Raw genomic sequence first — 11148 nt, 5'->3', positions numbered from 1 at the left:
TCCCTTGGTTACCAATGACAAATCGTTTTTTATTACATTAATACCAGAAAAATCTCAAATGTCCATTTTTTTCTGGTGTAAAATTAAAAGATTAACCAGCTAGCAGAAAAAGGCTGTCAGGGGCCTGTAATAAGTGGAAACTTTCCATGATATTGACCGTAATATATTCCACAAAAATCCGCTTATTCAGATATTGAGGCGGTAAAAATATCCGCCCCGGTATCACACACCAAAATCAAACTGCGTAGCCATACGGGTTACAGGGTAGGGTCACAGGTTCAAATCCCCGGCAACAATCATGCAAAACATCATTGCCGGAGATAATCCCACTGATATTCAATCCCTATCCTTCACCTCCCCCATCCTCGTTTTTCTCCTTCTTCCTCCCCGGCTTAAACACCTTCATAAAATCAAGAAGAAACTTCCCTTCCTCGGCAATGTCAGGATAGGCCTCGGAAAAGTCACGGATACGACGGGTGGAGTTATAAAGCCCTTCCATACACCTGTCCGTGCCCCGCAGGCGTTGGTGATAAACCGACTGATGTAATTTACCCAGGGCATGTTCCCCCGGTTCCATGCGTTTGACCTCAGCCAGTCCTTCCGTAAGGTCGGCAAGGACAGAGGCGTCCAGATTCAAGGTTTGCCCGTGTTTCTGGACAAAACGGGCAGCATCATCGGCTACGGCCTGATAGCCGGGCAGGGCCTTGTGCAGCCCCTGGGCCTCGCTGCCGTCCATCGGTTCTACGATTTCCACGTTCAGTACTGCGGCAAGTTGTTCAATCAGAGTTTGTTCAGGCATGGCGTCCTCCTTACGTTAATTTTGAAGAATAATTGCAAGCTATTGCGATATTGCCGATCTGTCAAGAACAAAAAGCATATCATCCCCGTTAGTTTGCAGGCAGAAAGAAGACATGAGAAGGTATATTTATTCTATAAAAAGGTAGAAAAAATATACCTGGAGATCAAAAAAATATATCTTTTTATCATTTCAATAGACCAGGAGATATATTTCTTGTCCTTTTAAAAAGAAAAAATATACCTTCAGAGTAAAAAATGGGGTCAGACCTTACTCAAAATGTTAACCATAATGTTCACCAAAATATATTTCATGGCCAGTTATTTTTTTTGACAACATATCTGAGAATATTGAGTTCTCTTTTATTTGTTGTGTTAGACCAGCAAGACCATTTACAGAATCAGTATGAACAAAAAAACTATCATGGGATTCTATCTTCAGTTTAGTAGGCACATAAATTGACACTTGCTCAAATGACTCAATCCCCCATGATCCAGTATGAATGAGAGAAATTTCTATATGAGTTTTTTTGAGTTCACTTAAATCTGAATCGCAAAAGCCAATCTCAATTGAACCTAAATAGTAGCGATTTTTTTTAGAGCAATATTTATGCATATTCTTGTAACCAATTATAAACCAATTCAGCAAATCCTTTAAAAGGTACCCATCTTTGGGCATTTTATTAAAAAAATTGTGTGATATCATATTAATTGATGATTCCCAGACTTATGTTGATATTCAGGCACGAAACACGGAAAATTGAATAGGGAATGCTCCCGAGAGCATCTAAAAACGCAACATCCGGAACAACCCCCTCAAGCCCCTGCCAGTTTATGAAACGCATGCCGTTCATCCGCATTACCGACCACTGCCACCAAATCACCGCCCTGAAAGGTATAATCCACTTTAGGATTGGAATAAAATTCTTTTCCATGGATAATGCCCACAATGGACACGCCTGTCTTGGTACGAACAGCTGCTTCCCCGATATTTTTATCAGTAAGCGGACTTTCAGGAGCAATAGTCACCCATGAAATTTCCAGCATATTCTTTATATTGCCAAGCTTTGTCAAAAGATCATGCCCCTCCTGGGCCTCGTACATTGGCGAATAGAGGTTTTGCCGTACCTCGTCAGTATATTGCTGAATAACATTCACAGGGACATCCATATGCAAGAGTGCCTGCCGTGCAATCTCCAGGCCCGCTTCCATTTCAGGCAACACAGCCATGTATATGCCACTCTCATATAATGCCCGGGTTTGCTTGATACCATCAGCCCGAACAATGATATGGAGTTCAGGGTTATGTCGACGTGATTGCTTGACAATGGATTGCGAGGTCGTAAAATCAGGAGTGGTAATGAGTAAGAGCCTGGCTGCCTCCACCTTTGCAAGTTCAAAAACCGTTGAGTGGCTTATATCACCATAGATGACTGGATATTGAGCTGTTTTACATTCAATCATTCGTTGGTGGTTCATCTCAATAATAACAAAAGGGATACTGAGTTCCATCATGACCTGAGCAATGTGTTGTCCTACCCGTCCGCCTCCGGCAATAATGATATGGTTTTTAAAGCCGGAATCAGGGATGTTTTCTGTTTGTAAGGGTTCATATTGAAACCGGCTTTTTTTGAGTTTGTAGACAGGGGCTGCCAGGGCCGAAATAAAAGGGGTCAGAACCATACTCAAGACGGACACGGCAAGAATAAGAGAATACATTCCCTGGTCAATGGACTTGGTTTCAAGGCCTAAGCGTGCCAGCACAAAGGAAAATTCACCCACTTGGAACAGCCCCAATCCAACGGCAATGGGAACAATATTGCCATATCGAAATACTATCGCCAGCACAGAGAAAATGACCCCTTTGAAAACCGCAATGGCTATGCACAGGGAAAGGATAATAACCCAGTTTTCAAACAAATATACCGGGTCAAGCAGCATGCCCACCGATGTAAAAAACAAAAGGCCAAAAATATCCCTGAGAGGAATAATGTCACTCAGGGCCTGGTGCCCATAATCAGACTCACTCAACACCATGCCGGCAACAAAGGCCCCAAAAGCAAAAGACAGGCCAAAGAGGTAGGTGGCATAGCCTATACCAAGTCCTATGGCAGTGATAGATAAGATAAAAAGCTCTCGTGAATTCCACTGCGCTACATGCTCCATGAGCCAGGGCAAGAGTTTTCTGCCAAAATAAAACATCAAGACCAGGAAGATAACAGACTTAACAATGGCAATAGCCAGAAGAGGCAAACCTGCTTCGGGATTGCTGAGTTGCGGAAGAATAATCATCATCGGGATAATAGCCAAATCCTGAATAATGAGCATCCCGATCATGACCCGGCTGGAAAGAGTCCCTAAAAGCCCCCGGCTCATCAGGGTTTTTAAGGTCACCATGGTGCTGGAAAGCGAGATCAAGGCACCGAACCATATTGCATGGGCTAAAGAGAATCCTAAATACCTGCCTAGTAAAAAGCCAAAGCCAATAGTGAGCAGGATTTGGATTGGTGTTCCTATCAGGGCTATATTCCGGACCGGCCTTAATTCGCTGAGAGAAAACTCCAAGCCCAGGGCAAAGAGAAGAAGGGCCACGCCGATCTCTGCCAGCAGTTCAATCTCATGAATATCTCCTACCGTAACCCCGCCGGTATATGGACCTACAACAATCCCGGCAACAATATAGCCCAAAATCAACGGTTGCTTGACCCGTTGCGCAATCAATGCGCCGATCAGGGCGGCAACAACAATGATAACAATATCTGCGGCTACACCCATTTTGTGCTCCTTTTTTCTGAAATTCGTTGTTGTATCATCAATGTTTTTGGTATTTTTTGCTTTTGTGCATTTTAGTTGTACCCATGAACAGCGTTCACTTGTAGCGATAAATTCAACTGATAGTCAAGAAGAAAACCGAACAATCTGCTCTGTTTTTGTTATTTTTTACGAACTTCCTTGAAGGATAATATAAAATTCGATACGTTATCTTGTAGAGTGTAGGATAAAAGAACGTTTTTTCAAAAAGCCTTACTTAAAGGCTCAGGGACATGGTGAGAATGAAGATATCAGGAAGAAGTATGAGGTTGGGTCGCCTGTTGTTAACAGGGTTGGTTATGCTCTTGTTTACTGTTGAATCAGTTGGTGCAGCCTGTTCACCGCCTTTTAACAAGCTTATTCAAAACGGCGGATACGGTGTTGCTGACACCAAAGGTAAGCTTATTTCCTCCTGTAATGCTGATATACCCTATGTGCCAGCCAGCGTGATTAAGGTAGCCACTGCCCTTGCAGCCTTTGAAATCCTTGGCCCGGAGTATCGTTTCACCACCTCCTTTTATCAGGATACAAAAAAGAATCTTTATATCAAGGGTACCGGCGATCCCATGTTGGTGTCCGATGAAATCCGTTCGATTTTTAAGGCCTTGCAGGAAAAAGGAGTAACGGAAATCAATGGCATTTATATTGATCCCTCGGCCTTTGCCCTGGAGCATCGGGTGCCAGGTCGGGAAGATAGTAGAAATCCCTATGATGCGCCAGTGGCTGCGGTTTCAGTGAATTTTAACAGCGTTGCTGTTCGTGTCACCAAAAAGAAAGCTATTCTTTCCGGCGAAAAGGAGACCCCATTGCTCCCTATTATGGAGGAGGTGGCCAAAGGCAAGGGCTATCCTGCCGGCTGGCAGAGAATTAATATTTGCGAGGGTGGTTGCCAGGAAGAAAGACAGACAGCTCGCTATGCAGCGGAGTTGTTTCGTGCCTTACAAAAGGAAGCTGAAATAGCAGGCAAAGGGGAAACAGGTGTCAGGCTTGTTCCCAAGAATGCCACGCTTATTTACACCCATAAAAATAGTAAGAATCTGACAGAACTGACGAGTTCTTTTTTAAAGTATTCCTCAAATTTTATTTCAAACCTGGTTTTTCTGACCTGCGGGGCCAGGAAGTACGGATACCCTGCAACCTGGGCCAAGGCAGAACGGGCTGTTAATGAAGTACTGGTAAAAAAACTCGGCAAAAAAACAGCTGCAGCTTTTATCATAAAGGAAGGAGCTGGACTGTTTCGCAGGAACCGGGTGACTGTGCGGGCCACGCTGGAGTTGCTCAGGGTCTTCAGGCCGCATGCGGGCCTTCTTCGCAAGTACTTGGGGCTGCGAGGTAAGTCCGGGAGTATGAAGGGAATCTATAATTATGCTGGCTATCTTCAGGACGGGAAACCCTATGTTATCCTTTTGAACCAGACTCGTAATCAGCGCAGGGCTGTGCTGGCTCGTCTGAAAAAGGGGCTGTATCCGGGGAGCGGGAAATACGTAATAAAGAAGGGTGCTGGTAAGATAAAAAAAGGAAAATAAAACCTCTGTCCCTGCCCTTTACAAAGAAACAACACGAAAGAGGCAAGGACAGAGGTCGTTGGAGAGATGCTTGGGTGCGATATCAGCCTCCGCATCCTCCGGTGCTGCAGGAACCAGCACTGCAACCACCACTGCCACCTACAGGTTTATCAGAGGTGATGGAAAAACCTGAACGGTATCCAGCTTCCAGAAAGTCCACTTTAATGGCACCACAGGTATCAAGCAGTCCTTGCTCTACCAGGAATTGCACGCCATTTTCTTCAAAAGTTTTATCGTTGTCTTTTGGCTCATCCAGAGCCAATCCCAGTGAGGGCCCAGCTCAGCCACCCTGCATCAAAGAAATGCGGATCGCGGATTCAATATTATTGTCGGCGAGATAGGTTTTGAGATTCTCGACCGCCGAATTTGTTACTTCCAGCATAATAACCTCCAGGTCGTTAAAAAAATGAATTTAATATCTCAACCAGATATTAAATTAAGCTCTAGCTTTTTTTATTTTTTTTGTATATTCCACAGTCTTTTTTTGTGTACAAAGCGTGGAAACTACCTCGAAAAAAACAGGAAAAATACGAGTGCTCAACATACTTATTATGGTAAGGCAGTTTGATTGATAAGTCAATGCCTGAAAAAATATATAATGGTACTTACTATCATCTAGCGATTGATGCAGAAAGGCCGGAAGTTGCATGGCAAAGAGAATTAATCAACAGTAAAAAGGGGAAAGAAGTTGCAAAATGCCTCGTCTTTTCTTAGGATTATTGCATTATTAACTTTTTTATACTGTGTTGATAACTCAAGATAAGAAGATGTATGTACAAGGTGAATACAATGAATAAAATAGTAATTTCCACAGGCGGGGGAGATGCACCTGGCCTGAACGCGGTAATATTTGCAGTCGTGAAGTCCGCAACAAAACTTGGCTGGGATGTCTATGGGAGTCGGCATGGCTATAGGGGATTTCTGGACAGAGACGAAATGGTGCGCCTGACACCTGCTGATGTTGAGGGAATAACCCCTATTGGCGGTACTATTCTGGGCACAACCAATAAAGGGAATCCTTTTTCCATGCCAGTGAAAAACTTTGCCGGTGAGGAGAAGCTGGTTAATGTCTCGGATAAGGTCATGGAAGGGTTTAGACGGATGGGCTTTGGCTGCCATATTGCCGTGGGTGGTGATGGCAGCCTGGAAATCGCCCATCGTTTCGCAGAGCTGGGCATGCCAGTCATTGGGGTTCCCAAGACTATTGATAATGACCTGGAGGCCACAGACCGTACCTTTGGCTTTGACACTGCAGTTTCCACAGCCACAGAGGCCCTGGATAAACTCCATTCCACAGCCAAATCCCATGATCGGGTGATGGTGGTCGAAGTCATGGGCAGGGATTCCGGTTGGATAGCCCTGTATTCCGGGATCTCGGGCGGGGCCGATGTGATTCTGCTCCCGGAACTCCCCTTTGATATGGACGCAGTTTGCGCCAAGATCACTGAAAACGAGCTCAACGGTAAACATTATGCTATTGTCGTGGTTGCAGAAGGAGCCAAGGAAGAAGGCGGTGAGGTAAGAAATCGGGGCAAAGGGGAAACCGGTCGGGAAGAAGCTCTGTTGGGTGGTATTGGGGAATGGGTGGCAGAGGAGATCAGGCAGCGGATAGGCAAAGATACCCGTTCCCTGGTGCTTGGTCATCTCCAGCGTGGTGGCTCACCAACCACCTTTGATCGTTTATTGGCTCTGCGGTTTGGCTCAGCTGCTGTACGCATGGCTGCAGAAGGTTTATTTGATCGGATGGTGGCCTGGACCCCGCCTAATATGTCGGCTGTCCTGCTGGAAGATGCCATTTGTTGCCGAAAGCAGGTTGACCTGGAAAGTGATAAGGTGCTTACGGCCCGTTCCATAGGTATCTGTCTGGGTGATAAGGAGTAGTCTGTGCTGTCTGATGAATTAAAGCAGGTTTATCGCCGGATGCTGGAGCATTTTGGGCCCCAGCACTGGTGGCCTGGTGACACGCCTTTTGAGATCATGGTGGGCGCGATCCTGACCCAGAACACCAATTGGCAGAATGTAGAAAAGGCCATTGCCAACCTGAAAATGGCTGGTGTGCTTTCTCTTCCTGCAATGGCTGTCTTAGAGAAAGAAAAATTGGCTGAGTATATCCGCCCGGCAGGCTATTATAATATCAAGGCTGGTCGCTTGCAGAATCTGTTCGCCATGATTGCAGAGCAGTGGGACAATGATCTGGAGTATCTGCTCCAACAACCTGTTGCGGTTCTGCGGGAGCAATTGCTTTCAGTCAAAGGGATTGGCCCGGAAACCGCAGACTCCATGGTCCTCTATGCGGCAGAACAACCTGTTTTTGTGGTGGATGCCTATACCCACCGCATCCTGTCCCGTCATGGGCTTATTCCTGAAGATGCTGATTATTTTCAGATTCAGGAAATATTTATGGACAGCCTGGAGGAAGATACTGTCCTGTTTAATGAATATCATGCCTTGTTGGTGCAGGTTGGTAAGAATTTTTGTAAAAAATCAAAGCCTAAATGCGGGGAGTGTCCGCTGGCTGGGGTTGGCGGGGTAGGGGAGTATGTTCCCTGCTGAGCAAGTACAGAGTGAAAACTACCCCTGTTGTACCTCCATAAGATCGGTCTTGGTCGCCAATGGCCCTTGCAAGCGGATAAGCGGAACCGCCCCACCAACGAGCATATCACCATTGCCCATCAGGTTTTCAGCCCCTTTGGTATCAAGAATCACATTACTATTGGTGCTGGTCGTCACCTTGAGGGCGATCTTGAGCTGCAAATTGGCCTTAATTAAAGGCGTGACCACCTTGGCATCCGGGCGCTGGGTGGAGAGAATCACATGAAAACCCGCAGCCCGACCTTTTTGGCAGAGGCGTTGGATACAGAGTTCTGCGTCCTGCTTATAGTCTTTATCCACCATTAAATCGGCATACTCATCTATCACCACCACATGATGATGGATCGCCTTGCTCTGTTGACAATACTCCTCAATATCAAAGACCTTGGCATTGGCAAAGAGCTGATAACGGCGTTCCATTTCAGTGACCAGCTCTTCCAGGGCCTCCAGGGCTGGTTCGATATCATAAATAATCTGTCCATCCAGATGGGGTAATTGGTTAAGATCGGTAAAGCTGACCAGTTTGGGGTCAATCAGGGTAAAACGAAGTTGGTCCGGGCTAGCATTGCGGGCCATGCCCAAGATAGCAGCGCGGAGAAAGATGGATTTGCCGCTGCCTGCTGTGCCAGCCACAAGGATTGAGGTCATGGTGGCTTTACTCAAGTTGGCCCAGAAAATAGTACCGTCAACAGCCATGCCCACGGGAAAGGCCGCAACTTCATTGGGCTTATTGCCCTGGCCCCGCTCCCATACCTCGCTCAAGGTTAAAGGAGCACTGATCTTGCGGGGGATATCAATGGTCATATATCCGGCAGCCGTCTGGATCAGAGGGGGCACTTTGGTGGACAGGGCTATCTGTAAATCACTGGCTCGCCGTTCGATTTTAGCAACAGTGGTTCCCTTGACCAGCAGGGGCTTGATTTTCAGGCGGATTAACCTGGGCCCCAACACGTAGCCCTCTGGTTGCACAGGTAAATGTATGGCCTTAAGGGTCTCTGTCAAGAGCTGAAGCAAGTCTTCGGCTTCCTTGGTGTTCTCTTTTTCCTGAGCTTGATTCTGCTCTTTAGGTTTAGATATCGGCTCAGATGCTTGGATGGAGTTCTGAGCAGAAGGAAGAACCGGCTTGGTGGTTGGAGCAGCTGTACGATCCCCCCAATCCTGATCACACTGTTCGACAAAGGAACAGACTGAGCAGAGTTGCGGGTCATTGGGCGGACCCAGGATGTCGCCACTGCCTTGCTGGACAATTTGTTTGGTTTCAGCTGCGATCTGGAGAAGGTGTATCAGGTTGTTGCTCATCCCAGCCAGGGTCTCTGCCGAGTAAGTCGCGACTTTATCCTCCTCTTCCAGATAAAGAACCATGCCACTTGCCATGATGCCGGTGGTAGCCTTGAGCAAGGAGGCGTACAGAGCCACCTGAATGAGATCTTCATCCGTATGGACAGGCTTGAGTCCCTTAAATTCGATAATCACCGCCTCCTTATGTTGTTGATCAATCAGGAGGCTGTCAAACTGTCCGGTCAGCTGGATCATGCTTTTTCCGGCATCAGTAACGGGGATGCGGGCTGAAAGCTTTTGTTCCGGTCGACAGAAAAGATCGGAAAGAGCAGGGGACTTGCTGTGGTCACGGCATTTGCTCAGGAACGCAGCCAGATGACTGTTCCAGAAACTCATTCCCTCCACCAGAGCAATAATTTGGTCTGCCTTGAGAGTAGCAGCCTTTTCCGCCAGGACAGAGTCAAGAATATATTGATTCATGATCGCGAACAGACCATCCTTGATGTCTTGGTCTTGTTGTTGGAGCAGGGTGTGGACTGCCTGATGCATGGCATTGTTTGGTCCTTGGCAGATGCTGTCATGAAAAGGCTTGGCAATCAGATTATGGAAGAGTTTTCCAGGGAAATTACCACTCCCCTGGAGACCCACTTTCCAGGCATGGCCCCGTCCTTGGAGTTGGTAGGCCAGTAAGCGGGGGCAACGATGGCAGAGATGGACTTCAGTACAGTTCAGTTTGACGAGCGGTTGATTCATTTTAATTTGATGATGGTATGGTCCATGGCGCGAATCAGGGTGAACTGTTCGTGGTGATCTTCCAATAAGAGGAGGAGGTTGTCAGTGCTGATGGGGTGTTTTTCAGAGAGTTTGTCAACCAGGAGGTCGGCCTTGAGCATGCGTACCGGTACTTGCTTCAGGACTTGGCCTGCCATCCAGACAATGTCCTTTGCTGGCGATTCTACGGGCGGTTTGTCAGTATTTTCGTCAGGTGCGGGTATTGCTTTGAGGTAATCATCCAGCTGGGCAAAGGCCGGGTAGTCGTTGCCGTTGAGCCGATCCCTGATAAAGGCGTTAAATTGGTCTATTGTTATGCTGGTACCGTCATTGAGGCATACATCACCGGCCCTTATATCGAATTTGAGAAGGGCGAGGGCATACCAATGGGCCGCCGCTTCCTTATCAAGGGAGATCCTAAAACCTCCAGCATCCTCTAATGCTTGTAATTGCTGATTGGTTGAGGGCCACTTGGGTAGTTCGGGAAAAGGACAACGCATATCCCGGATGAACAATGCACGATTTGTCCCATGTTTTTTCATGAATGCAATACCATTACGTAAACTGGCACCTACGGCCTTATGATGCAGTGCGACATCAATAAGAAAGGCAGCCTCCTGGCAAGGAGAATCATCTGCTGTACGTAACCGGCCTGTCAGGTCAATATACTTGATCTTTTCAGAGGATTCTTCAAGTTGTTCAAGAGAGTAACCTGCATTATCAGGACGATTGCTCAGGTAGATTTGCAAGGCTAAGGTCAGACGTCCTTCATCAGGCTCGAATTGGTCAAAATTGGCTAGAATTTTTGAAATTTTATTGGTGAAGGTTGAAGCTAGGATTTCATCAGGCGGTATATCAGGGGGAGGATTCTCAATGATGAGGGAATAGAGCATGTTATTGGCTCGATTAATCACCTGCCGGGGCCACTTGACTCGTTGATCAATAACTCTGGCAAATTCCTTTGCATCCAGAGAAAAGGGATAAAGTGGGTCAGGACGCTGGATGCCGGAGAGAGCCATGTCCAGCCGGGACGCAATAATAGCCTGGGCTTGATCCTGCGTACATCCTTTGAGCCAAAACATATTGCCTTCAAGCCGGGTGATAACAGGATTGTCAAGGCTCACCTTGAAATTGTCTGCCCATTCATCCCCGCGAAAAAAGGCTATAGGCATCATGGTTCGGGTTCGATCACTAAAAAACCACAGTAACGTAACCGTTCAGACCCCTCTCATTTTTTTTACGCAGCAAGAGGCAGAGGAGGCACATCCAGCCCCTGGCGCCGAGCCGTGATAACCTCAGCGAGATATTTCCACGGACAGGCGTTGCGCTTCCTACA

The 11148-nt window shown here is 46.8% G+C and carries 9 protein-coding genes; 3 read left to right on the top strand and 6 right to left on the bottom strand.

The genetic code is table 11. From position 1 onward, the window contains the following. Positions 1–343 precede the first annotated feature (343 nt). The 3 genes from L2082_RS15675 to L2082_RS15665 form a co-directional block, all read right to left on the bottom strand. Complete coding sequence (locus tag L2082_RS15675) at positions 344–799, bottom strand: hypothetical protein (protein WP_446009518.1); 456 nt, start codon at positions 797–799, stop codon at positions 344–346. A 279-nt stretch (positions 800–1078) separates the two neighbouring features. After that, positions 1079–1501: a hypothetical protein gene (locus L2082_RS15670; protein ID WP_446009519.1), complete on the bottom strand. Its 423-nt coding sequence runs from the start codon at positions 1499–1501 to the stop codon at positions 1079–1081. Positions 1502–1611: 110 nt separating this feature from the next. Continuing rightward, a complete protein-coding gene (locus L2082_RS15665; protein WP_446009520.1) occupies positions 1612–3570 on the bottom strand; it encodes a cation:proton antiporter domain-containing protein in 1959 nt (652 codons plus the stop codon). Positions 3571–3869: 299 nt separating this feature from the next. Here L2082_RS15665 and L2082_RS15660 point away from each other — a divergent pair, with 299 nt between their 5' ends. After that, entirely contained in the window at positions 3870–5132 is a 1263-nt protein-coding gene (locus tag L2082_RS15660; RefSeq protein WP_446009521.1) for a D-alanyl-D-alanine carboxypeptidase/D-alanyl-D-alanine-endopeptidase, read from the top strand. Positions 5133–5214: 82 nt separating this feature from the next. Here L2082_RS15660 and L2082_RS15655 read toward each other — a convergent pair whose 3' ends face one another. Continuing rightward, positions 5215–5553, bottom strand: a complete 339-nt coding sequence (locus tag L2082_RS15655; protein ID WP_446009522.1) for an IscA/HesB family protein — start codon at positions 5551–5553, stop codon at positions 5215–5217. Positions 5554–5960: 407 nt separating this feature from the next. Here L2082_RS15655 and L2082_RS15650 point away from each other — a divergent pair, with 407 nt between their 5' ends. Next, positions 5961–7052 (top strand): 6-phosphofructokinase, encoded by a 1092-nt coding sequence (locus L2082_RS15650; RefSeq protein ID WP_446009523.1) that lies wholly within the window; start codon positions 5961–5963, stop codon positions 7050–7052. A gap of 39 nt (positions 7053–7091) precedes the next feature. Further along, positions 7092–7724 carry an endonuclease III domain-containing protein gene (locus L2082_RS15645; protein ID WP_446009526.1) on the top strand — a complete coding sequence of 211 codons (633 nt, stop codon included), beginning with the start codon at positions 7092–7094 and terminating at the stop codon, positions 7722–7724. 18 nt (positions 7725–7742) lie between these two features. On the opposite strand, the gene L2082_RS15640 is transcribed toward L2082_RS15645, so the two are convergent. After that, the gene (locus tag L2082_RS15640) at positions 7743–9794 is read right to left on the bottom strand and encodes a DNA translocase FtsK (RefSeq protein WP_446009524.1); all 2052 of its coding nucleotides are present in this window, start codon (positions 9792–9794) and stop codon (positions 7743–7745) included. Next, positions 9791–10987, bottom strand: coding sequence for a hypothetical protein (locus L2082_RS15635; protein WP_446009525.1), 1197 nt, complete (start codon positions 10985–10987; stop codon positions 9791–9793). Before L2082_RS15635 ends, L2082_RS15640 begins: the two co-directional genes overlap by 4 nt. Positions 10988–11148 lie beyond the last annotated feature (161 nt).

It is taken from the genome of Candidatus Electrothrix sp., from assembly GCF_052785085.1.
Note: the sequence above shows the minus strand (reverse complement) of the source record. Positions and strands in the feature narration are given on the sequence as shown.

Coding starts and splice junctions, on each gene's coding strand:
- L2082_RS15675 (WP_446009518.1), bottom strand. CDS start 799: ATGCCTGAACAAACTCTGATTGAACAACTTGCCGCAGTACTGAACGTG.
- L2082_RS15670 (WP_446009519.1), bottom strand. CDS start 1,501: ATGATATCACACAATTTTTTTAATAAAATGCCCAAAGATGGGTACCTT.
- L2082_RS15665 (WP_446009520.1), bottom strand. CDS start 3,570: ATGGGTGTAGCCGCAGATATTGTTATCATTGTTGTTGCCGCCCTGATC.
- L2082_RS15660 (WP_446009521.1), top strand. CDS start 3,870: ATGAGGTTGGGTCGCCTGTTGTTAACAGGGTTGGTTATGCTCTTGTTT.
- L2082_RS15650 (WP_446009523.1), top strand. CDS start 5,961: ATGAATAAAATAGTAATTTCCACAGGCGGGGGAGATGCACCTGGCCTG.
- L2082_RS15645 (WP_446009526.1), top strand. CDS start 7,092: ATGCTGGAGCATTTTGGGCCCCAGCACTGGTGGCCTGGTGACACGCCT.
- L2082_RS15640 (WP_446009524.1), bottom strand. CDS start 9,794: ATGAATCAACCGCTCGTCAAACTGAACTGTACTGAAGTCCATCTCTGC.
- L2082_RS15635 (WP_446009525.1), bottom strand. CDS start 10,987: ATGATGCCTATAGCCTTTTTTCGCGGGGATGAATGGGCAGACAATTTC.